The following is a 24,539-nucleotide window of genomic DNA, read 5'->3' as shown; positions in this document are numbered from 1 at the left end:
GCACTGACATTCTAGTATCGAACTTATTGAGGCCTTTTATGAGCACCATGAAGCAACCTGCTTTGACTACCTTAAATATCGCCACGCGCCAAAGTCCATTGGCATTATGGCAAGCTGAGCATATTCGTGATCGGCTACTAGAGTTGTATCCTGAGATGACGATTAATCTACTAAAAATTGTCACTAAAGGTGACAAGATTTTGGATACACCACTGGCTAAAATTGGCGGTAAAGGTTTATTCGTCAAAGAGCTTGAGCAAGCCTTATATGAGAGGCAGGCAGATATTGCGGTGCATTCTCTAAAAGACGTGCCGATGGAGTTACCGGAAGGATTAATGCTGGGTGTTTATTGCAAACGTGCTTCGCCAACGGATGCCTTTGTTTCCAACACTTATAATAGTATCGATGAATTGCCACAAGGTGCGGTAGTCGGTACTGCCAGTTTGCGTCGTCAGTGTCAAATCAAAGCCTATCGTGCAGATTTACAAATTAAAACTCTACGCGGCAATGTCGGTACGCGCCTAAGAAAGTTAGATGCGGGCGAGTATGATGCTATTATTTTAGCGACCAGTGGTCTACAGCGCATTGAGCTTGATGCGCGTATTCGCAGTGAATTAGATATCGATATTTGCTTGCCAGCTGTTGGGCAAGGTGCATTAGCGATTGAATGTCGTGAAGATGATGCTGAAGTATTAAAATTACTAGCACCACTCAATGATGACAAAGCCCGTATCCGTTTAATCGCTGAGCGCGCATTAAATCGCCATCTGCAAGGTGGTTGCCAAGTACCGATCGCAGCTTATGCAGTATTACAAATGGCTGGGGCAACAGATACCAGTAATGACGATAGTGGTAAGAACCAAAACGCTAATAGCCAAAATGGTAACAATGATGCTGGTGACACATTATGGCTGCGTGGTCGCGTCGGTCAAGAAGATGGTAGCGAGCTGCTTAAAGTTGAAAAGCGCCTGACGTTAACGGGCAGTCAAGCTGAGCAAGAAGCCCAAGCCAACCAGCTGGGCATCGAAGTTGCTGAGATGTTATTGGACGCTGGTGCTGGTGCTATTTTATCAGCGATTTATCATCCTGAATAATATCTAAACTGGATAACATTTAACCACCTCAATCATAGAGTGATCATTGTTTAGATTACTCTATGATTATGCTAATTCCATCCGCTTTTTTTACGGTATGTTTATGTCTTGGTCATCCCCTAAGTCCACGGATTCAAATCAACCTATTGATAAGCCGTCATTGCTGGCGCAAGTTGTCATCAATACGCGCCCAGTAGAGCGTGCCGCACCGCTGACGCAACATCTACAAGCGGCTGGTATGTCAGTCATTGATATGCCGATGTTGACACTGCAACCGCGCCAAACCACCGACGACGATATGAGACTGATGCGCCAATGGCTAGAAGGTGAGTATCAAGCACTCGTTATCGTTAGTCCGACAGCGGCAGCCTCAGGTTTGGCTGCTTGGCAGTTGCTTGAGCGTGAACGTCAAGCTAAGGGCGCGACTGATAAAGACACGACTGATAAAGAAATAGATGGCATAGGCGGCATAGAGGAAAACTTTGAGATTTTAGCAGCGCCAAGCCATCTAATCGCTGTTGGTGAAGCGACTGCCGCGGTATTAAATGAGGTAAAATTGCCATCTGCCAGCTATCAGGTACTACAGCCTACCATTGCCAATAACGAAGGTATGCTGGCGATGCCTGAGATTGAAAGCCTGCAAGCAGGGGATAAGCTGCTGGTGTGGCGCGGTCTTGGTGGGCGACGATTATTGGTCGATACGCTACAGGCGCGCGGTGTCCATATCGATAGCATTGCTTGGTACGAGCGCACGATGCCTATCGATGCCATGGCGCAGTATCAACAGTGGCTAGTACAACTCCTTGTGCAACAGTCTTTGCCGCAAACACTATCAGTAGAACAACCAAAGCCCATCGTTATTATAAGTAGTGGTACTGCCTTTGAGCATTGGGAAAGTGTCGTTAAAGCAGTAGCGGAGCAGGGATTAAAATCAACATCAAATAAAGATATAACAGATAATGTAGCGCTTGAGCTAGCAGATTTTGCCTATGTAGTATTGGGTGAACGTTTGGCCAATATGCTCGCTGCTCAGCAGTTAAGTTATTGGCGTGTGGAAGATTTAGCGCCAGCAACCATTCTCGCTGCTATTCATCCTACTTATTTATAAAGTTTAAATAGGGTGGTTTTTTTAACTACTGAAAACCCAAAGCGTTTACTGTACTTTATGCGCTTAAAATTATTAATCATGAACGGTGCTGCCTTATGTCAATGAACTCTGAATCGTTATCGAAGGAGCCTTCTGCTATTCAGCAGCGCCGCCAAGCAAATATGTTCTTGGTGCGGCTGCAGTGGGTGGTTATTTTGCTGCTGATTGCCGCATTGTTATGGCTATACATCAGTCAGCAGCGTTTTCAGCATAATATTAATGAGCGCTTGCAAAGTAATGAGCAAGTGGTCAGCCGCTTAAACGAGATGGACGACCGCTTATTTGCCGTGAGTCAACAGACGTTGCCGACGCCTAGCACTGCCGCTAGTAGCCAAGCTCAAAACCAGTTGGATTTATTACGTATTCAAATTCAAGCTGCTGATAGGTTGTTGGTAGACAATAACGACAGTGCAGCGATTGATTTGTTGCGCGGCCTACATTGGCAGCTGTCCCAAAGCAGTAATGAGATTGCCCCAGCGCTCACCATCGTCATTAAACAGAGCTTGCTAAAAGATATCGAACGCTTACAGGCAAGAAGCTCTCAGCCCAGTCCTTGGCAGCTACAAAATATAGCTATCCAAAATATTCAGGAGTTTTTGCACAGCTATGAGAGTGCTGTTAATTCTGATATAAACTTAACGAGCAGACAGCTCACGATACACGAAGTCATTATGACATTGAATCTAGCGATTCAAGCCAGCAATATGCGCGAGCGTGAGCAGCTGATTACTTATCTGAGTCAAGCGCGAAAGCAGTTGCAAACTCTAAACTCTCAAAAATCAGTACCCAAAGCATCTAATGCTAATACTGACAATAAGATGTCTCGTCCAGCATCAGCGGCAACCAAAGAACCGTCTAACAAAAATAACTTGCAAACCAAATCATCGCCTACTGATATCTCAGAAGTCATAGACTGGTTAGATCGGCTGATTGCTAATGCGCCAAAACCAACGCCATTGTTGACCTCTCAGATTTTAAACAAGTCCCAACGTTAATGATTTGATACTTTGATGATTTAATATATTGCTTAAAAAATTTATTAGTATAGTAGATTCATTTTAAAAACGATAAAGTGCTATTAGCTATAAATTCTTTGCAGCCTCTGTCACGCCTGCGAACAGCAAGCAAGAAAAAATTATAGCAATAGCACGTTCTCACAATCGTATCGCTTTTATTTTGAACTGACTATATAAAAAACAAGAGACAGACAGTTATGGATAGCTTGCATCAAACCACAAATTCAACGCCTGATATCTCAGCTAACCATGAACATGGCCCTGAAGAGCTGTCACATTATCCAATTATTCACCATCAGCCGATTCATTGGGGTGAGATGGATGCCTTTAATCATTTAAATAATGTGGTGTATTATCGCTATGCTGAGTCAGCACGTATTGGCTATTTGCAAGCGTTAGGCATGTTTGATGGCAGCATGGTCACGGTATTGGCACAATCAAGCTGCCAGTATTTACGCCCAGTGACTTATCCTGATACGTTATTATTAGGCGTACGTTGTCAGCGTTTGGGCACAACCAGTATAGTTATAGAGTACAGCTATTATAGCAGCGCGCAATGTGCAGTCGTTGCTACTGCTGAGGCGGTAGTGGTACGTTTAGATAGTGAAGGCAAAGATAAATTACCGTGGACAACTGAAGAGCGTGCACGGCTGCTGGCATTAGAAGCAACCGTTGGTCATACACCTAAATTATAAGTATTGTCTCGTTTTTTATATTTGAATATTTAGTAAAAAGAAAAAGGGCGTACTAACTTAAGTTAGTACGCCCTTTTTCTTAGTCAGTTTGACAGTAGTATTGGTTGCTTAAGTTGGTTTATTCAACCTTATTAATCTTGCTTTGGTGCATGAATAAAGTCTACGACATTCAAATCAAAACCTGACAAAGCGTAAAACTTCATCGGTGATGACAATAGGCGCATATCACGAACCCCTAAGTGGCGTAAAATCTGCGCGCCAACACCAATGCTGCGATAAGGCTGCTGCGCAATGGTTGAGAGAGATTCATTGGCAGACGCTTTATCCAATGCGTCTCCCAAATCAATCGGTTGATGGCTACCAATCCAGACCAGCACGCCGCGTTCTGAGGCATTAATTTCTTTTAGAGCAGATTGCACACTCCAACCGCTGCGTCCGGTCGTGTCATTTTTGGCAGCAAACAAGTCACGTAGTGGGTGAAATCCATGGACGCGCACGGTGCTAACGCCTTGGCTCACATCGCCTTTGACTAAGGCTAAATGGGTCTCGTCAGCACCAAACTCGCGAAAACGATGCAAAGTAAACGTCCCATATTCGGTCTCAAACGGATGCGACTCAATCTCTTCTACCGTTTGCTCATTGGCGATACGATAGTTAATTAAGTCAGCAATCGTACCTATTTTGATGTCATGTTCTTTTGCAAATATTTCAAGATCATCGCGGCGCGCCATCGTACCATCAGCATTGATGATTTCAACAATAACGGCTGCAGGCTCTAGACCTGCCAGTCGAGCCAAATCACAACCCGCTTCGGTATGACCTGCACGGTGAAGAACGCCGCCATTTTGTGCCATAATTGGGAAAATATGCCCAGGCTGCACGATGTCAGCAGGCTTTGCGGCTGATGCAACCGCTGCTTGGATGGTACGAGCGCGATCGGCAGCAGAAATACCAGTTGTCACCCCTTCAGCTGCTTCGATAGAGACGGTAAAGTTGGTACTAAACTTTGCCTCATTGCGGTCTGACATTAGCGGCAGCGCCAATTGCTGGCAGCGTGCTTGTGATAAGGTTAGACAAACCAAACCGCGTGCATGGGTAATCATGAAGTTAATATCATCAGGACGGACGTGGGTCGCTGCCATGATGATATCGCCTTCGTTTTCACGATCTTCATCATCCATCAAGATGACCATTTTTCCAGCACGAATGTCTTCGATAATCTCAGGAATCGTATTTAAACTCATAGGAAGTCTCAATCTTTTATTATTTATAGATAGGCGTGATTGGTGATATAAGGCGTTATCTGCTTATTGTAGCAGTAGATTGGTCAAAGCGCTGTTGTGCTAAAGCAAAGCGCGCTGCAGTCAGAGTAAACCGCCATAAAAATGACTCTTTCAATTAGCTTCTATATATCATTATGAGGTCATTTTAACGCTTTTCACCCCAACGTGCTGCTTCATCTTCCTACTATCTCAATTAGTATGTCAAAAATAGCGATAAGTATTATTAATGATAAATACTATTATCTTTGAATAATGGTTTTGAGAGCAGTCATTTTAAGAAATTCTTCAAATAATCAATCATTACTTGCTGCTTGGCTTTTGAGCCAATCCATAAACTTCTCGCTATGCTGCTCACGCTGATTATCGGCAAATTCATAAAAGCATGTGCCTACTAAATTATCGGGCAAATAAGTTTGCGCATAATAATGGTTGGGATAATTATGTGGGTAAGCATAGTCTTTACCGTAGCCTTGTTCACGCATGAGCTTGGTCACGCCGTTACGCAAGTGTAAAGGGACAGGCGAGGCGTCTTTTTCTGCCAGTGCCATTGCCGCATTAATCGCTTTATAGGTGCTATTGCTTTTAGCGCTGGTCGCAAGATAAACCACCACTTGCCCTAATATAATACGCGCTTCTGGCATACCGATTGACTGCACACTACGCAGAGCAGCGTCAGCGAGAAGTAAGGCGTTGGGATTAGCATTGCCAATATCTTCACTGGCTAAAATGACCAAACGCCGCGCGATAAAGTCTGCTGGCTCACCACCGACTAACATGCGGGCCATCCAGTATAGCGCTGCATCTGGATCTGAGCCACGGACGGACTTTATCATGGCGGATATAATATCGTAATGCTGCTCACCATCTTTATCATAACGCACCAGCGCGGTCTGGGCGACACGGGCGACCAGTGCATCATCAATAACAAGCGGTGATTGATTAGAATCAGCGGTTTGAATCGCTAGCTCTAATATATTTAGCGCTTTTCTTGCATCACCATGCGCCAATTGACTGATAGTCTCTTGCGCCTGCAAATCTACCGTTAAGTTTTTCAATACTTTATCTTCTAAAAGCGCACGCTGTAATACCGCGCTGATTTGCTCAGGTGTGAGCGGCTGTAAACGATATACTTGGCAACGTGATAATAAAGCGTTATTGACGCTAAAAGATGGATTTTCGGTCGTCGCCCCAATCAAGGTAATATCACCAGATTCTACGGCGCCGAGTAATGCATCTTGCTGGGCTTTATTAAAGCGGTGAATCTCGTCAATAAAGACCACCGGTGACTCAAAGCTTAACGAGTCCTTACTATCCAACACTTCACGTAATTGTTTTACCCCTGTATTCAGGGCTGATAACGCATGAAACGGTCTGCCAACCGCATCTGCTAATAGCATTGCTATAGTCGTCTTTCCAATACCAGCTTCGCCATGCAAAATAATAGAGGGCAGGTGTCCTTGTTCCACTAAGCGCCGTAATGGTGCGCCTGCTGCCAATAAATGCTCTTGACCAATAATAGCATCGAGCGTCGTAGGGCGCATGCGCTGGGCGAGGGGAGTATCAGCATGAAAGTTAGGCGGCATAAGGCTCTCTATTATAAAATCGAATGGTTATCAATTGGCTACAGCGGCATGAGAACTTAAATTTTTTATATTAATAAACACTATTTTTAGGTATATTTCTTTTATCTTGAATACACTATACATAATTAATATTGTCATTAATGGCTATCATATGGGCTAGGCTAACGCAGATTTACGTTAATAAAAGTCAGCTAAATGTACAGCTTATGTCTTTAAGACTTTATTTTTTAGATTTTTACCCTTATTAAGGGATTAACTCTCTCTATCAGCCTAATATATCAAACATAACGGATGATATTAATAATGTTGCAGTCAACTTTTAAACGCTTATTCAATCATGATCCAGCTACTAGAGCTGCAAAACGATATTCCCGTAAGCTAACTGCTGGAGAAATAGTACTGGCACGCTCAGTATTTGGTGACAGTCTCAGCCTTGATGATATTCAGCTTAAAACGGCTTGGTGGGTACTCAAAAATTATGCCGTTAGCCCGAATGGTCATATTTATTTTCATCCGGCAGACTGGATCGAAGACTTTAGTGAGGCGTCATTGAGTAAACAAAGCTGGCTTATACATGAGTTGACGCACGTTTGGCAACTACAGCGTGGCTTAAAAGTGGTGCGCGGCGCTATCATTAATCGTCGCTATGACTATGTGTTAGAGGTGGGTAAATCTTTTTTTAAGTACGGTATTGAGCAACAAGCACGTATGGTTCAAGATTACTTTATTCGTCGTCAGCGTGGACAAGACTGTCAGGATTTAGAAGCCTGTATTCCATTTCTAGCTGGGCAGTCTGTTAATAATACTCAGCATAGCGACAACTCATTCAACGTTTAATTTTTATGTTTACTCTCTATATTACTACTTAATATTCTGCTTTTAATAAAGGATAGGTACTCGGATGTTTAAACTTTTGCTCGCAACACCTCATACGGGTGCCCATCATAACCTTGCAAATCAAGGCATCATGATTCCACGTCAAGCTCCAATGTTACTTGCAGCCACACTGACAGCCATATTGTTTTTGAGTGGTTGTCAGCAACAAGCAGCAGACGAAACTGTGCCGGATAATGCTCAAAATAGTGAGAAAACCAGCGAGCAAATGAGGGCTGAAGATAGCCAGCCTATGCCGAAAAGTGACTCAGCTGCCGCACGTATAGAGCAGTTTCAGCCTTTGTATGTGACTCAATTTCAAGGACTACAGCAGCGTTTGCAAGCAGAGTATGAGTCGTTGCAAGCTGCTGATGCCTCCGGTAATGGAAGCTCTTTATTGGTTGATAGCGCAACTGATTCTGCTGACAGTAATACTAAAAATAACAATGAACAAACTACCGATAGTAATAGTTTGCCTGCAGCAGGTGCTAATAATAGTACAGCGCTTGAACCAGCTGCGCTTGATTCAGCAGACCCTGTTTCAATAGCGGATATTGATAATAAACCTGCTACAGATACTGAAATTAATACCAGTACCGAAGTTGGTGAGCGCGACTTAACGGTGTTAAAACGTATTAGCTTAGAGCCACGCAAGCCTGTCCTATTGACCGAAGAGCAGATTATAGAACGCTATGAACAAGCGATGGAAGCCCTTTATCAGCCAGTGACCACGCCACTAAGTGCAGAAGATGTTGATACGTTGATTGATATCGCAACCTTAGTGCCACAGCTTTTTGAAGATGCGGAAATTGCTGGTAGAGTCAGCGCCAAAAGCCCAGCACTGGCGCGTTTGATTATTCAACATCAAGTGTGGGAGCAGATAGAAGCGCAGCAAGTGCTAGATATGCAGCAAATGAAATTAAATCAACAAAAAGAGTTCGAGATGCTGATGTCGAAGTTTAACGAAACTATCAAAGGCTATGATGAGCAAATCGCCAAATATGAGCAAACGCTAAAAGAGTTTAAATAATCTGTCAAATCTAGCCATAAAATAAAAAAATCTCGCACATGGCGAGATTTTTTATGCATTGCTAAAAACTATTTACGGTCTTCTACTTTAACGAATTCGCGTTGTTTCTCACCAGTATATAACTGACGTGGACGACCGATTTTGAACGGTGCGCTGTGCATCTCAAGCCAATGGCTGATCCAGCCAGAGGTACGTGCCAATGAGAAGATAACGGTAAACATTGAGGTTGGGATACCGATGGCCTTTAAGATGATGCCAGAGTAAAAGTCAACGTTTGGATACAGGTTACGCTCAATGAAGAACGGGTCTTCTAAGGCGATTTTCTCAAGTTCCATCGCAAGTTTAAGCTTTGGATCGTCAATACCTAGAGCCTGTAGCACCTCGTCACAAGTCTTTTTCAGTACTTGTGCGCGTGGGTCAAAGTTTTTATAAACACGGTGACCAAAGCCCATCAGCTTCACTTCACGGCTCTTCACTTTTTCCATGAATTCAGGCACGTTTTCTACAGAACCGATTTCATCTAGCATCTCAAGCACCGCTTCGTTGGCGCCGCCATGTGATGGACCCCAAAGGGCGGCGATACCAGCAGCGATACAAGCGTAAGGGTTTGCGCCAGTAGAGCCAGCTAAACGTACCGTAGACGTCGAAGCATTTTGCTCGTGATCAGCGTGCAAGGTAAAGATTTTGTCCATGGCGCGAGTGATGACGTCGTTGGTTTTATAATCAACATCAGCAGGCGTTGCAAACATCATGTATAAGAAGTTTTCCGCATAATTGAAGTCATTACGTGGATACATGAACGGTTCGCCTTGTGAGTATTTATAACTCATCGCAGCAAGCGTTGGCATCTTAGCGATTAGACGAATCGCGGTAATCTCACGATGTTCTTCATTGCTAACATCTAGGTTTTCATGATAAAACGCTGATAAAGCACCAACGACACCAACCATAATTGCCATTGGATGGGCGTCACGACGGAAGCCTTCAAAGAATTTACGCAATTGGTCATGAACACCGGTGTGCTTACGGATTTTTTCAAAGAAATCAGCTTTTTGCTCAGCATTAGGCAGGTCGCCATGAATCAGCGCATAAGCCACTTCTAAATATTCTGCATTGTTTGCTAACTGGTCGATAGGGTAGCCACGATGCAATAGCTCGCCTTTACCACCATCAATAAAAGTAATCTTTGACTCAACAGGCGCTGTGGCCATGAAGCCTGGATCATAAGTCCAGTAGCCAGCTTTTTGGAAAGCAGCAACATCGATAACTGACGGCCCTAAAGTCCCTTCGGTAATAGGAAGTTGGTAATCCTTACCATCTACGGTTAATGTGGCTTGATTATCAGCCATAATTTAATCTCCAGTGCTTTAACTTGTTAGAATAAAAATATAGAGACGCATACCCTCGCGTCACAAATGGTTAAAATGAATTTAACTCATTTAATATGCAGGCTATATTAGCAGTTATTACTTAGGTTTTGAAAAGACTTTTACCTGCAATGTCTGTGATTGTCGTGGTTTCAGAGTACTTATGTACTGTAAACTTTGTATCAAAATATGTCTAATCAGTAATCTGGCTGTAAACAAGCTTATTTATCATCATGTAATGATTCTCATTAACATTATAATAGTAAAGCGTTTTCAGCTAGATAATCAGCGCCAATACTTCATCTCACATACGATGAAACAGACAGAGTATGAGTGACCGCCAAATTCGTTTGGGTTTATGATTTATCAAGCCTGAGTAATACTAATGAATTCATATTGCAAATAGCCAGTTTTTTGTTAATTAATCTCTAATAACCACTATTCAGGGGATAAATTTGTAATTAGGGCTCAGTCATTTTATAATTGTAGGGATTTAACTGGCACTAGCTTTGCGCAAATTGATAAGTCATTTTAATAAATAACGGGGAAAGCTCTGCTTTGCTCATACTTTGTTACGATTGGACAGTCAGTTTATAGACCGAACTTAGCTTATCGCTTGAATATTCTTGTTAACTGTTCTATTTTTAAATAGTCGACAGTGAAGTTTACCTTAACAAAAAATGATAATATAGAGATGACACAACGGCGTTATCTTTTTTTGTTAATGGCAACCAGTAAAAATAGAATAGTTAATCGATTTACCCCATGCTTCGCTCTTACTGTTAAAAAGTAAGTAAAAAGAGTGCTGTTGAAAGGGTGTATCCATTTAAAGAGCTATGTTACACCGTCTATAAAGACCGTATAACCCATGTCCAGCTTTCAAATTTAGTGCAAATTAAACGACGTCAGCTAGCCCTTCCTTACTTTATTCGTCTTGTGTGGTGCTCAGTGTATTTGGCAGACGATTGCTAAATCATAAGTAACTACCAGACATAACCGCAAAAAGGATGCCCGCTGTGAAAAGCAACCGACCTATTGACCTGCCCTTAAGCCAAGTGATTAGCGTGAACCGCTCACCGATTGCAATTGCTTCAATCTTGCATCGTATATCTGGCATTGTTTTATTTCTACTTATCCCTGTCATGCTGTGGTTATTGCAGAATTCTTTGGCGTCGCCTGAGAGTTTTGAAACCGTGTTTGACAATGTTCTCGTTCGCTTTTTGGCGTGGATTTTTGTCGCCGCTATCGCTTATCACTTTGTGATGGGTATCAAGCATTTATTTGCTGATATGGGCATGAACGAAGAGCTAAAATCTGGCCGTGCCGCTTCTATGATTAGCTTTGTAATTGCAGCAATCTTAATTGTCGCGTCATTTGTATGGGTGATGTTCTAATGATAAAAAATGATTCAGGAATCAAAAGCGCAACGGGTCTGACGGGCTCAGGCACACGCGATTGGATTATCCAGCGTATCAGTGCGGTCATTTTAGCCGTATACAGCGTGGTATTACTGGGCTTCTTTTTAACTCATGGTGATGTGAGCTTCGTTGAATGGTCACAATTTATGACCAGTTTGCCTATGCGTCTGTTTAGCTTGCTTGCTGTTTTAGCGCTAGCGGGTCATGCTTGGGTTGGGATGTGGACAGTTTTTACCGATTATATTACAACTGGAAAACTGGGCTCAAGCGCAGCAGGACTGCGTTTGGTACTACAGTCATTAATGATTATCGCTATTTTAGTTTTTCTATTTTGGGGCATCATGATTTTTTGGGGTAATGGCTTCGGTGTTGTTGCTGTTTAACCACTAGTCATGAATTTCGATACTTATTTATTTGATAGTTATCAATAAGAGCGGGTTGATCTGAGCGATTTATTAACTGTTAGATTGTTTTAAAACAGTTGATTTGTCTTAGAAAAGTCCGTTAGTAGCCAAAAATAGTCATAGCCAATCATAGCGTTGGACACCACTGACTTAACCAGTCACTTATATAATAGATGCATCATGGTTTAGTCAGTGAGTGGACCCAATATAAAGATAGATATGCAAATTGAGTGGTTGAAGGTTGTTTGCTTGCTATTTGATGATAGCAAGCAAGTTGATGAAAGTAAGCAGGATTGAAGTAAAAATTTATTCAACCTTGTCATACGATAATTGATACAACAACCTTTTTATTTACTTCTAAGCATTAACAGGCATTAGGAAAACCGTAATGGCAACTAGACAAGATAATACCATTAGCAATATTAAAACCCTGAACTATGACGCGGTCATCGTTGGTGGCGGCGGCTCAGGTATGCGTGCTTCATTGCATTTAGCCGAAGCGGGCATGAAGGTTGCAGTCCTTACCAAAGTATTCCCAACCCGTTCGCACACCGTTGCAGCGCAAGGTGGTATTGGCGCAAGTTTGGGTAATATGAGCAATGACAACTGGCACTTTCACTTTTATGACACCGTTAAAGGGTCAGATTGGTTAGGTGACCAAGACGCGATTGAGTATATGTGCCGTGAAGCACCAAAAGTGGTATACGAGCTTGAGCACATGGGTATGCCATTTGACCGTAACGAAGATGGCACGATTTATCAACGTCCGTTTGGTGGTCATACTTCAAACTATGGCGAAAAGGCCGTACAACGTGCTTGTGCTGCTGCTGACCGTACTGGTCACGCACTATTACATACGTTATATCAGAAAAATCTACAGCAAGGTACTGAGTTCTTTATCGAGTGGATTGCCCTTGATTTGATCAAAGACGACGCCGGTAATATCAATGGCGTTATTGCGATTGAACAAGAAACAGGTACGGTTGCGGTATTCCAATCACCGATTACGGTATTAGCAACAGGCGGTGCTGGTCGTATCTTTGCAGCATCTACCAACGCTTATATTAATACTGGTGACGGTATTGGCATGGCAGTACGCGCCGGTATTCCATTGCAAGATATGGAGTTCTGGCAGTTCCATCCAACTGGGGTTCATGGCGCAGGCGTGCTATTGACTGAAGGTTGCCGCGGTGAAGGGGCGATCTTACGTAATAAAGATGGCGAAGCCTTCATGGAGCGTTATGCGCCAACCGTTAAAGACTTGGCGCCACGTGATTTAGTATCACGTTCTATGGACCAAGAAATTAAAGAAGGTCGTGGTTGTGGTCCAAATGCTGACCATATCGTCATGGATATGACGCATTTAGGCGTTGAAACCATCATGAAGCGTCTGCCATCAGTATTTGAAATTGGTAAAAACTTTGCCAACGTCGATATCACAAAAGAGCCGATTCCAGTTATCCCAACCATTCACTATATGATGGGTGGTATTCCAACCACGATTCATGGTCAAGTGATTGTACCGGATCTAGAAGCAGGCACTGATGAAGATGGTCTATACGCAAAGGGCAACGTCGTTAAAGGTCTTTATGCCATCGGTGAATGTGCTTGTGTTAGTGTGCACGGTGCCAACCGTTTAGGTACCAACTCACTACTAGATTTACTAGTGTTTGGTCGCGCTGCCGGTAAGCATATCGTTGATGAGTTCCATCATGCTGACCATAACTATAAGCCACTTGATCCTCGCGTGCTTGATTATACCGTGGGTCGTTTAGACAAGCTACAACAGTCGACTGAAGGCTATAATGCACAAGATGTAGCGGATGAGATTCGTGCGACCATGCAAACGCATGCGAGTGTATTCCGTACGCAAGCAATGATGGACGAAGGCGTTGCAAAAATCCTAGCGCTAGGTGACAAGATTGACCAAATCCATTTGGCTGATAAATCACAAGTCTTTAACACTGCCCGTATTGAAGCCTTTGAAGTGGCAAACCTTTATGAAGTGGCAAAAGCCACGATGATATCTGCTGCTAAACGTCATGAAAGCCGCGGCGCGCACAGTGTCTCTGATTATGACCGTCCTGAAGATGATGAATATGCACCAAATGGTCGTAACGATAACGATTGGATGAAGCATACCTTATGGTATTCTGAAGGTAATAAAGTTATCTATAAGCCAGTTCGTAAAATACCATTGACAGTTGATTATATCGAGCCAAAAGTCCGAGTCTATTAATTCTAGACTGCGTGCGCTTGATTTATACGAACAGCATAAATGTTTATCCCTTATTAATTTATTAAAAAGGTGACCGCCAGCTACGAGCTGATATCAGCGCTATACTTAAGAAGTATTAGCGCTGATATATTGCAATCTTTAGGTTGCAAGCCTTGTACGCTCGCCATCACCGACGTGTGGAGTTTAGCATTATGAGCCGAGGTACTCGCACCATCGAGATTTATCGCTACGATCCTGATCTGGACGCAGCGCCACGCATGCAAACTTATACGATTGAGTTACTAGACTCAGATCGTATGTTGCTTGACGTATTATTACGCCTAAAAAAGGAAGATGAAACCCTCACCTTCCGTCGCTCGTGCCGTGAAGGCATCTGTGGTTCTGATGGCATGAATATTAACGGTAAAAACGGTCTGGCATGTCTAATCAACATGAACACTTTGCCTGAAAAAGTAACGGTTCGCCCATTACCAGGTTTGCCAGTGGTTCGTGATTTGGTTGTCGACATGAACCAATTCTACGAGCAATATGAAAAAATACACCCGTTCTTGATCAATGACCAGCCAGCGCCAGCAACAGAGCGTTTGCAGTCACCTGAGCAGCGTGACAAGTTAAATGGTCTATATGAGTGTATTTTATGTGCTTGCTGTTCAACCAGCTGCCCATCATTCTGGTGGAACCCTGATAAGTTCTTAGGTCCAGCAGCACTTCTAAATGCCAACCGTTTCGTTTCTGATAGCCGCGATACGGACACGCGTGCTCGTCTGGCTCGTTTAGACGATCCATTCAGCTTATTCCGTTGCCGTGGTATTATGAACTGTGTGTCAGTATGTCCAAAAGGCTTAAATCCAACCAAAGCCATTGGTCATCTGCGTAATTTGTTGATCGATCAAGCAGGTTAATATACCTTTTTTGCTCAATTAGCTTTATAATAGCGCTATAAAAAACACCACCTGGTCTTAGGTGGTGTTTTTTATTAGTCAAAAAACCTAACTATTAGCAACTTTACCAACTCAAAAGCTAGTATTTTTTTTCATAAACGACAGTCATTGTCAAAACATGAAGACATGAATAGTTGGGGATTAATGCTTGAGAGAGAATGGTAAAATAAGTTATTGGAAGTAAGGCCGTATTAACAATACGTTGGTCATATGTAAGAAGACCTGCTATATGGTCCGTCTGTCTATATAATTGAAAAAGAAAACCCATAAACGTAGAAAAAACGCGCAGTTAGCCTAATATCATAGACATAAATAACAACCTTAGAATATGTATGATAGTAGGACTGAGAATGACTGTCACTTATATAAGTAACATGGCGATAAAAAACACCTATAAAAGTGTCTGTATGAATTGATAGAGACCACTTATAAGTCGCTAAAAATGATAATCAATATTCATTACCTAAATACCTAGTATTGAACAAACAAACTATGGCCTATAAAGTAGGCATGTTACGCTATACGGCAATATGTATTTAGCGTAATAATCTTCAAAAAGCTACCGTAGAACGTTGTTTCAGCAGAAATAGCCAATAAATAGGCCAGCTGAAAGAAAAAACGTTCGGTTCAAACCTTATGGTTAATGATTTGGTTATAGCTGAGAGGATTATATATAAATTAATGTTGTGAAACGAGCCATATGAGAAAACTGGACGTTCACAAATAATTATAATGATAGTCTCGGTATTGTAATTATGATTTTTATCGTTAAATGGCCACTAAATTTAATGAGCGTTTAACCTTAAAAAGTCATGATTCGACCATTTCTGTAAAAGACTATGCAGCGGTTGTAACGGTCAATTTTTAAATAATAGTATTAAATAGCTAGCATACAACCGATTAAACAATAATAAGCACGATTCCATTCATTTATCTATCAAATAGACGATTATTATGAATAGTATAACTAAAGAAGCAGTGAGCGTAGACCAAACTGAACTGGCCGCTGATAATGTCAATTATATTGAAGCGCTCTATGAGCAATATCTAGACGATCCTAGTAGCGTCGATACAGATTGGCAAGAATATTTTGAACAATACAAGTCGCCAAATGATGAGCAGCACAATGCCATTAAAGACCAGTTCTTGTTGCTAGCGCGCAATCAGACGGCTAACAAGGTCAGCGCTGAAACGAATAACTCTGCTACTGGTAAGTCAGACAATGTTGGCAGCCCTAAAAAAATGGGTGTACAGCAACTGATCTCTGCCTATCGTCGCCGCGGTCATCGCCATGCCAAGCTTGATCCATTAAATCTAAATCCACGCGCGGAAATAGAAGACCTAACCCTTGCTTATCATAATCTCTCTGAAGCAGATCTCGATACGGTATTTCCTACCAATGATTTAAATATTGGTAAGAATGAAGCAACGCTACGCGAGATTATTGAAATCATGGAGCGCGTCTACTGCCGTTATATTGGCATAGAGTATATGCACGTGACCACCAGCACAGAAAAGCGCTGGATGGAAAAATATCTCGAGAGCAATCTAGGGTATATCAAATTTGATACAGAAAAACGTTTATCTATTCTTGAGCGCCTGACCGCAGCAGAAGGTTTAGAGAAGTATCTTGCTCGTAAGTACACGGGCGTTAAGCGTTTTGGTCTAGAGGGCGGCGAAAGCTTTATTCCTGCTATTAACGAAATCATCCAACGTGCTGGCGGTTATGGCACTAAAGAGATGGTTATCGGTATGGCTCACCGTGGACGTTTAAACCTACTGGTAAACATTCTAGGTAAAAATCCAGCCGATTTGTTTGACGAATTTGATGGCAAAGTTCAGCCAGAAAAAGGCTCAGGCGACGTTAAATATCATAATGGTTTTTCGTCAAACGTGATGACTCCAGGTGGCGAGACACATTTAGCATTAGCGTTTAACCCATCGCATCTTGAAATCGTTGCTCCAGTATTACAAGGCTCTGTACGCGCCCGTCAAGTACGTCGTAACGATCAGCCACTTCATGAAAATAAGACGGGTAATTCAGTATTACCAATCGTCATTCATGGTGATGCCGCATTTGCTGGTCAAGGGGTGGTGCAAGAAACCTTCCAAATGTCACAAACCCGCGCTTATACCACGGGTGGTACGGTACATATTGTTATTAATAACCAAGTTGGTTTTACTACCAGTCGTCAAGAAGATGCACGCTCAACCGAATATTGTACCGATGTGGCAAAAATGGTTCATGCGCCAATTTTACATGTAAACGGCGATGATCCTGAGTCTGTGGTATTTGCGGCGCAATTGGCATTAGATTATCGTCACGAGTTTGATAAAGATATCATCATTGATCTCTTTTGCTATCGTCGCAATGGTCACAACGAGGCCGATGAGCCTTCAGCGACCCAGCCACTGATGTATGCAGTGATTAAGAAGCTACCAACCACTCGTACTATCTATGCGCAAAAGCTTATTGAAGAAGGTCTGCTTAGCCAAGAAGATGAAAAACGCTACGAAGATGAATATCGTGAATCTTTAGACCGCGGTGAATATGTTGCCAACTCATTGGTAAGCGAGCCTAACGAAGAGCTATTTGTCGATTGGAAACCTTATCTTGGTCATGACTTGGTCGATGATTGGGATACTAGCGTCGATATCGAAGTGCTAAAAGGTTATGGCCGCCGTATGGCGGAGATGCCTGAAGGCTATAAGTTACAACGCCAAGTACAAAAAGTTGTCGAACAACGCTTAGCCATGCAAACAGGCGAAGAGCCATTAAACTGGGGTGCTGCCGAGACATTAGCATACGCGTCACTGGTCGATAACGATAAAGTATTGGTACGTATTACTGGTGAAGATGTAGGCCGTGGTACCTTCTCGCATCGTCATAGTGAGCTATATAACATTGAAGATGGCAGCATGTATGTGCCACTTGCTCACATGAGTGAAACACAAGCCCGTTTTGCGACTTATAACTCATTGTTATCAGAAGAAGCGGTATTGGCTTTTGAGTATGGTTATGCGACCACAGTGCCAAATGCACTCGTCGTATGGGAAGCGCAGTTTGGTGATTTCGTCAACGGTGCCCAAGTTGTTATTGACCAATTTATCTCAAGTGGTGAGACTAAATGGCAGCGTGTTTGCGGTCTAACCATGCTATTGCCACATGGCTTTGAAGGTCAAGGTCCTGAGCATTCATCTGCTCGTCTTGAGCGCTTCTTACAGCTATGTGCTGAAGACAACATGCAAGTCATTACGCCAACGACGCCTGCGCAGATTTATCATGCGTTACGTCGTCAAGCGGTGCGCCCAATTCGCAAGCCGTTAATCGTTATGTCGCCGAAAAGTTTGCTGCGTCATAAACTTGCCACATCAAACCTTGAAGAATTGGCTAATGGTAAATTTGAAACCGTGTTGCCAGAGATGGATCAGCAAAATGCGGACAACGTGACTCGTATGGTGCTATGTGGTGGTAAAGTTTATTATGACTTACTAGAACAGCGTCGTGCATTAGGTTTAGACCATGTTGCGATCGTTCGTATCGAGCAGCTTTATCCATTACCAGAAAAGCGTTTGATTGCTGAAATTGAAAAGTATAGCAATCTAAAAGAAATTGTTTGGACACAAGAAGAACCTCTTAACCAAGGTGCTTGGTATTATTTAGCACCGCATATGTTCCGTATCGTAGTACCGCATCCAACCAAGGCAAAAGTGATGGAGCCGGTAGCGCGTCCTGCTAGTGCGGCACCTGCAACAGGTTCTGCAAAACTACACATCCAACAGCAACAGAATTTGATCGCTGGTGGTCTTGGTATCAGTGTAGATGAGCTGTCTAAATAGTAGATTGTTTAAATAACAGATTATATAAAATAAATGCATCAGGCGATAACAGTCAGTACTTTGTAAAAGAATCTAAGTAATAGACTTTAAAAAGGTACTGACTGCCTATCACGACTTAATTATAAATAGTAATATCCAAATCTAAGGAGTATATCGATGGCTGATATCAAAGCCCCCGTTTTTCCAGAATCAGTTGCCGATGGCACAATCGTTGAGTGGCACGTCACTGAAGGTCAACAAGTTAACCGTGATGACCTATTAGCTGAAATCGAGACTGACAAAGTTGTATTAGAAGTGGTTGCGCCAGATAATGGTGTGGTCACTAGAATCGTTAAGCAAGTAGACGACACGGTTTTGTCTGACGAGCTCATTGCTGAATTTGAAGCAGGTGCCAGCGCGGATGCTGCTGCGCCAGCAGTCGATCCAGATCAACCAGCAGCACCGGTACAATTGAAGCAAGCGACAGATGGCGGCGAGCCAGTACAAGTTACCGATAAAAAAGATGAAGCCGACCATAAAGATCAAAGTCCTGCAGTACGTAAAGCAGCAAAAGAAAGCGGCGTAGATCCTAAAGATGTCGAAGGTAGTGGTCGCGGCGGTCGTGTCACTAAAACTGACATGTCAAACCCAACGCTAAAAGCAGACAGCTCTATCAAATCTGATAGTGGTCGTCCAGTCGCTGAATCAACTGGCGAGCGTACTGAAAAACGTGTTCCAATGACGCGCCTTCGTAAGCGTGTTGCTGAGCGTTTGTTATCAGCATCACAAGAAACAGCGATGCTAACGACGTTCAACGAAGTTAATATGAAGCCGTTGATGGATATGCGTGCTAAGTATAAAGACCAGTTCGAAAAACGTCACGGTGTACGTCTAGGCTTTATGTCATTGTTTGTGAAAGCGGCGACCGAAGCACTTAAACGCTTCCCAGCAGTAAATGCTTCACTAGATGGCGATGACATTGTTTATCATGGTTTTTATGATATCGGTGTTGCGGTATCATCAGATCGTGGCTTAGTCGTTCCTGTATTGCGTGATACCGATCGCATGAGCATGGCGGATGTCGAAAGCAAAATCCGTGAGCTAGGTGGTCTTGCCCAAAAAGGTAAGCTTGGTCTGGAAGACATGACTGGTGGTACATTCACTATCTCAAACGGCGGTGTATTTGGCTCATTAATGTCGACGCCTATCTTGAATCCGCCACAGACTGCTATCCTAGGTATGCATGCGATCAACGACCGCCCAATGGCAGTCGATGGTAAAGTTGAAATCTTACCGATGATGTACCTTGCTCTATCTTATGACCATCGTATGATTGATGGCAAAGAAGCTGTACAGTTCTTAGTAACTATCAAAGAATTGGTTGAAGATCCAGCCATGTTATTACTAGACCTCTAAGCTCTTAAGCTTGTATCAGTCCTGCTGATACAAGCTTTTTAACTTTGTCTAGATTATCTTTTAGTGCCTCTTAGCTTTTTCAGTTCTATCTTATGAGCAACAAGCTAAGAACATTTAGCAGCCATCTTTATCGTCTTTTTAAATGCATCTACTATCTAACACTTAGATATCGTATTGGTTATCGAGTAGATATGTCGATTGTTTACTAACGAGATGAAATTGGCTTATATGATACCTAAAATTAGAAATAGGAACGTGTTATGAAAGACAGTTATGATTTAGTCGTCATCGGCGGCGGACCTGGTGGTTATGAAGCCGCAATCCGTGCAGGGCAGTTGGGTATGAGCGTTGCTTGTATCGAAAAGCGCGTTTATAAAGGTGAGCCAGCGCTTGGCGGTACTTGCTTAAACGTTGGTTGTATCCCATCAAAAGCGTTACTTGATAGCTCGCATCGCTATGAAGCTACTAAGCATGATCTTGCTGAGCATGGCATCAGCACCGGCGACGTCGCTATCGATATCGAGCAAATGATAGCTCGTAAAGAAGGCATCGTTAAGCAATTGACGGGCGGTGTTGCAGCGTTATTAAAAGGCAATGGCGTTGACTGGCTACAAGGCTGGGGCACGTTAGAAGACGGTAAGGGCGCTGATAAAAAAGTTAAATTTACCGCGCTTGCTGACGAAGCAGAAACGACTATTACTGCAAAAAATGTCATTTTGGCGGCAGGTTCAGTGCCTATCGATATCCCAGTTGCTAAGACTGATGGCGATCGTATCGTTGACTCTACCGGCGCGCTTGATTTCACTGCCGTACCTAAGCGTTTAGGCGTAATCGGCGCCGGTGTTATCGGTCTTGAGCTTGGTTCTGTATGGCGTCGTCTGGGCGCTGAAGTGGTCGTCTATGAAGCATTACCTAGCTTCTTAGCAGCAGCTGACAAAGACATCGCTAAAGAAGCTGGTAAAATGCTGAAAAAGCAAGGTCTTGATATCCGTGTCGATACCAAAGTGACCAATGCTGAAGTAAAAGGCGATCAAGTTATTGTTACTAGTGAAACTAAAGGCGAGTCTAGCGAAGAGAGCTTCGATAAACTCATCGTTTGTGTCGGTCGCCGTGCTTATTCTGAAAAGTTACTGGGTGAAGACAGTGGTATTGCTTTGACTGAACGTGGTCTTATCGATGTCAATGACCAGTGTAAAACCAATCTTGATGGTGTCTATGCGATCGGTGATCTAGTCCGCGGTCCTATGCTTGCGCATAAAGCAATGGAAGAGGGCATGATGGCTGTTGAGCGTATTCATGGCGAAAAAGCCCAAGTTAACTATGACACTATTATCAATGTTATCTATACCCATCCTGAAATTGCATGGGTTGGCTTAACTGAACAAGAAGCTGAAGCTGCAGGTTATGAAGTTAAAACCGGTTCATTTAACCTAGCTGCTAACGGCCGTGCGCTTGCTCAAAGCGAAGCGCAAGGTTCTATTAAAGTTGTCGCTGATGCTAAAACAGATCGTCTATTAGGTATGCACGCCATCTCTGCTGGTGCTGGCGATATCGTCCATCAAGGTATGATTGCGATGGAATTTGTTTCTAGTATTGAAGATCTGCAACTGATGACTTTTGCACATCCAACGATATCTGAAGCAGTTCACGAGGCAGCTTTATCCGCAGATGGTCGCGCTATTCACGCTATCCAGCGTAAAAAGCGTAAGTAAATTTGAAAAGCTGAAAATATTTTAAGTAACGATATTTTAAGTATTTTAGATAGCTATTAAGTGATGATATGGCTGTCGCCCTGTTTTGATTAATAGTCATATTGGTGCGTCAGTCTTAAGTGCAGCAGAAAATTTTGCCACGTACTTATTTTCACTTTTTATTAATGGTAAAAAATAAAGGATTCAATCAATGAATTTACATGAGTATCAAGCAAAAGAGCTATTAAAAAGCTACGGCTTGCCGATTCAAGAAGGCATCATTGCCTATAATGGCGACGAAGCAGCTGCAGCTTTTGATAAAACCCCAACTGATATCGCCGTTATCAAAGCCCAAGTACATGCTGGTGGCCGTGGTAAAGCGGGTGGTGTTAAATTGGTTAAGACTCGCGAAGAAGCCAAGCAAGTTGCTGAAGAACTTATCGGTACTAACTTAGTTACTTTCCAAACTGACGCTGATGGCCAACCAGTTAACTTCGTATTGGTTGCAGAAGATATGTACCCAGTACAAACTGAGCTATATCTTGGTGCCGTTGTTGATCGTTCTACGCGTCGCGTAACGTTCATGGCATCAACAGAAGGCGGCGTTGATATTGAAGAAGTGGCAAATGAAACGCCAGAAAAAATCTTCAAAGTAAACGTTGATCCATTAGTAGGTTTAATGCCTTACCAAGCGCGCGAAGTGGCGTTTAAATTGGGTCTTGAAGGCAAACAAATCAATCAGTTCGTCAAATTGATGACTGGTGCTTATCAAGCATTCGTTGAAAATGACTTTGCATTGCTTGAAATCAACCCATTAGCGGTTCGTGAAAATGGCGAGATTGTTTGTGTTGATGGCAAAATCGGTATTGACTCAAACGCGCTATATCGTTTGCCTAAAATCGCAGCGCTACAAGATAAGTCACAAGAAAATGAGCGTGAGCTTAAAGCAGCTGAGTTTGACCTAAACTATGTTGCCCTAGAAGGTAACATCGGTTGTATGGTAAACGGTGCTGGTCTTGCAATGGCGACCATGGATATCATCAAATTGTATGGCGGCAAGCCTGCTAACTTCTTGGACGTTGGCGGCGGTGCAACTAAAGATCGCGTTGTTGAAGCATTCAAGATTATCCTTGAAGACAGCAGCGTTGAAGGCGTTTTAATCAACATCTTCGGTGGTATCGTACGTTGTGACATGATTGCAGAAGCTATTATCGCTGCTATCAAAGAAGTTGACGTAAAAGTACCTGTTGTTGTACGTCTAGAAGGTAACAACGCTGAAAAAGGTATTCAGATTCTACAAGATTCTGGTCTGAATCTTATTTCAGCTCAAGGCTTGTCAGACGCTGCTCAAAAAATTGTCGATGCTGTTAAAGCCTAAGCTCTTAAACGCTTAAGCAAATAAACATCGTAGTCAAAGCGTAATAGCGGCTTGCTGGTATAAAAATAGATCGTTAACATTTAATGGTCGACAAACCATCAAGTGGCTATTACAAGACAACCGAATAAAGGAAAAAATAATGAGTGTATTAATCGATAAAGATACCAAAGTATTGGTACAAGGCTTCACCGGTAAAAATGGTACGTTCCATTCTGAACAAGCTATCGAATACGGTACTAAAGTAGTTGGCGGCGTAACGCCAGGTAAAGGCGGTCAAACGCATTTAGGTCTACCAGTATTTAATACGATGTCTGAAGCGATGGAAGCCACGCAAGCTGACGCTTCTGTTATCTATGTACCAGCTCCATTTGTACTAGATTCTATCGTTGAAGCAGTAGACGCGGGCGTGAAGTTGATCATTGTGATCACTGAAGGCGTACCTACTTTAGATATGCTAAAAGCCAAGCGTTATATTGAAGAAGCAGACGGCGTGCGTATGGTCGGTCCTAACTGCCCAGGCGTTATAACTCCAGGTCAGTGCAAAATTGGTATCATGCCAGGTCACATCCATATGCCAGGTAAAGTAGGCATCATCTCACGCTCTGGTACATTGACTTATGAAGCGGTTGCTCAGACGACTAAGCTTGGTTTTGGTCAGTCAACTTGTATCGGTATCGGTGGTGATCCTATCCCAGGTATGAACCAGATTGATGCGCTAAAACTGTTCCAAGAAGATCCACAAACTGAAGCTATCATCTTAATCGGTGAGATCGGTGGTACTGCTGAAGAAGAAGCAGCCGCTTATATCAAAGACCATGTCACTAAGCCAGTCGTTGGTTATATCGCTGGTGTCACTGCTCCTGAAGGCAAGCGCATGGGTCATGCTGGCGCTATCATTTCAGGCGGTCAAGGTACTGCTGAAGAGAAATTTAAAGCCTTTGAAGATGCAGGTATCGCGTATACACGTGACCCATCTAAACTAGGTGACAAGCTTAAAGAAGTTACTGGTTGGTAATATAGGCGTCTGTCTTAACCTATTGCTTAACTACTAGAACTGCCTTGATATACCATAAAAACACCCCAACCATGGGGTGTCTTTTTTTGTTTTAAAAACTGCTTTACGTGATGGTATGAAAAATACATTT

The 24,539-nt window shown here is 42.8% G+C and carries 18 protein-coding genes; 15 read left to right on the top strand and 3 right to left on the bottom strand.

Annotated features, from left to right (window positions below; all coding sequences use genetic code 11):
• The first annotated feature begins 38 nt into the window (after nucleotides 1–38).
• The 4 genes from hemC (at nucleotide 39) to CAN34_RS11260 (ending at nucleotide 3,952) form a co-directional block, all read left to right on the top strand.
• Complete coding sequence (hemC, locus tag CAN34_RS11275; protein ID WP_089555738.1) at nucleotides 39–1,094, top strand: hydroxymethylbilane synthase; 1,056 nt, start codon at nucleotides 39–41, stop codon at nucleotides 1,092–1,094.
• Between the two features lie 103 nt (nucleotides 1,095–1,197).
• On the top strand, nucleotides 1,198–2,202 hold the full coding sequence (locus CAN34_RS11270) for a uroporphyrinogen-III synthase (protein ID WP_089555737.1): 1,005 nt from the start codon (nucleotides 1,198–1,200) through the stop codon (nucleotides 2,200–2,202).
• Between the two features lie 95 nt (nucleotides 2,203–2,297).
• A complete protein-coding gene (locus tag CAN34_RS11265; protein WP_089555736.1) occupies nucleotides 2,298–3,236 on the top strand; it encodes a hypothetical protein in 939 nt (312 codons plus the stop codon).
• Nucleotides 3,237–3,454: 218 nt separating this feature from the next.
• Entirely contained in the window at nucleotides 3,455–3,952 is a 498-nt protein-coding gene (locus CAN34_RS11260; protein ID WP_079690593.1) for a thioesterase family protein, read from the top strand.
• A 131-nt stretch (nucleotides 3,953–4,083) separates the two neighbouring features.
• Here the strand turns inward: CAN34_RS11260 and ribBA are convergent, their stop codons facing one another.
• Complete coding sequence (ribBA, locus tag CAN34_RS11255) at nucleotides 4,084–5,196, bottom strand: bifunctional 3,4-dihydroxy-2-butanone-4-phosphate synthase/GTP cyclohydrolase II (protein ID WP_089555735.1); 1,113 nt, start codon at nucleotides 5,194–5,196, stop codon at nucleotides 4,084–4,086.
• Nucleotides 5,197–5,528: 332 nt separating this feature from the next.
• Nucleotides 5,529–6,818 (bottom strand): replication-associated recombination protein A, encoded by a 1,290-nt coding sequence (locus CAN34_RS11250; RefSeq protein ID WP_089555734.1) that lies wholly within the window; start codon nucleotides 6,816–6,818, stop codon nucleotides 5,529–5,531.
• Nucleotides 6,819–7,121: 303 nt separating this feature from the next.
• Here CAN34_RS11250 and CAN34_RS11245 point away from each other — a divergent pair, with 303 nt between their 5' ends.
• Nucleotides 7,122–7,655 (top strand): type IV secretion protein Rhs, encoded by a 534-nt coding sequence (locus tag CAN34_RS11245; protein ID WP_089555733.1) that lies wholly within the window; start codon nucleotides 7,122–7,124, stop codon nucleotides 7,653–7,655.
• 64 nt (nucleotides 7,656–7,719) lie between these two features.
• Complete coding sequence (locus CAN34_RS11240) at nucleotides 7,720–8,721, top strand: hypothetical protein (RefSeq protein ID WP_089555732.1); 1,002 nt, start codon at nucleotides 7,720–7,722, stop codon at nucleotides 8,719–8,721.
• A gap of 68 nt (nucleotides 8,722–8,789) precedes the next feature.
• Here CAN34_RS11240 and gltA read toward each other — a convergent pair whose 3' ends face one another.
• On the bottom strand, nucleotides 8,790–10,070 hold the full coding sequence (gene gltA / locus CAN34_RS11235; protein WP_089555731.1) for a citrate synthase: 1,281 nt from the start codon (nucleotides 10,068–10,070) through the stop codon (nucleotides 8,790–8,792).
• 1,025 nt (nucleotides 10,071–11,095) lie between these two features.
• Here gltA and sdhC point away from each other — a divergent pair.
• The 9 genes from sdhC (at nucleotide 11,096) to sucD (ending at nucleotide 24,409) form a co-directional block, all read left to right on the top strand.
• Nucleotides 11,096–11,482, top strand: a complete 387-nt coding sequence (gene sdhC, locus CAN34_RS11230) for a succinate dehydrogenase, cytochrome b556 subunit (protein WP_079690599.1) — start codon at nucleotides 11,096–11,098, stop codon at nucleotides 11,480–11,482.
• A gap of 20 nt (nucleotides 11,483–11,502) precedes the next feature.
• Nucleotides 11,503–11,889 (top strand): succinate dehydrogenase, hydrophobic membrane anchor protein, encoded by a 387-nt coding sequence (gene sdhD, locus CAN34_RS11225; protein WP_227516758.1) that lies wholly within the window; start codon nucleotides 11,503–11,505, stop codon nucleotides 11,887–11,889.
• A gap of 409 nt (nucleotides 11,890–12,298) precedes the next feature.
• The gene (sdhA, locus tag CAN34_RS11220; protein WP_079690600.1) at nucleotides 12,299–14,149 is read left to right on the top strand and encodes a succinate dehydrogenase flavoprotein subunit; all 1,851 of its coding nucleotides are present in this window, start codon (nucleotides 12,299–12,301) and stop codon (nucleotides 14,147–14,149) included.
• 191 nt (nucleotides 14,150–14,340) lie between these two features.
• Nucleotides 14,341–15,051, top strand: coding sequence for a succinate dehydrogenase iron-sulfur subunit (locus CAN34_RS11215; RefSeq protein ID WP_089555730.1), 711 nt, complete (start codon nucleotides 14,341–14,343; stop codon nucleotides 15,049–15,051).
• A gap of 993 nt (nucleotides 15,052–16,044) precedes the next feature.
• Nucleotides 16,045–18,930, top strand: a complete 2,886-nt coding sequence (locus CAN34_RS11210; RefSeq protein WP_089555729.1) for a 2-oxoglutarate dehydrogenase E1 component — start codon at nucleotides 16,045–16,047, stop codon at nucleotides 18,928–18,930.
• A 156-nt stretch (nucleotides 18,931–19,086) separates the two neighbouring features.
• Nucleotides 19,087–20,325: a 2-oxoglutarate dehydrogenase complex dihydrolipoyllysine-residue succinyltransferase gene (gene odhB / locus CAN34_RS11205; RefSeq protein ID WP_079690603.1), complete on the top strand. Its 1,239-nt coding sequence runs from the start codon at nucleotides 19,087–19,089 to the stop codon at nucleotides 20,323–20,325.
• A 260-nt stretch (nucleotides 20,326–20,585) separates the two neighbouring features.
• The gene (lpdA, locus tag CAN34_RS11200; protein WP_089555728.1) at nucleotides 20,586–22,037 is read left to right on the top strand and encodes a dihydrolipoyl dehydrogenase; all 1,452 of its coding nucleotides are present in this window, start codon (nucleotides 20,586–20,588) and stop codon (nucleotides 22,035–22,037) included.
• Nucleotides 22,038–22,227: 190 nt separating this feature from the next.
• Nucleotides 22,228–23,394: an ADP-forming succinate--CoA ligase subunit beta gene (sucC, locus tag CAN34_RS11195; protein ID WP_079690605.1), complete on the top strand. Its 1,167-nt coding sequence runs from the start codon at nucleotides 22,228–22,230 to the stop codon at nucleotides 23,392–23,394.
• Nucleotides 23,395–23,533: 139 nt separating this feature from the next.
• Nucleotides 23,534–24,409 (top strand): succinate--CoA ligase subunit alpha, encoded by an 876-nt coding sequence (gene sucD / locus CAN34_RS11190; RefSeq protein WP_079690606.1) that lies wholly within the window; start codon nucleotides 23,534–23,536, stop codon nucleotides 24,407–24,409.
• The last annotated feature ends 130 nt before the right edge of the window (nucleotides 24,410–24,539 follow it).

The sequence above is a fragment of the Psychrobacter sp. DAB_AL32B genome, assembly GCF_002224105.1.
Lineage (GTDB): Bacteria > Pseudomonadota > Gammaproteobacteria > Pseudomonadales > Moraxellaceae > Psychrobacter.
This window is presented reverse-complemented; position numbering and strand designations above follow the sequence as displayed.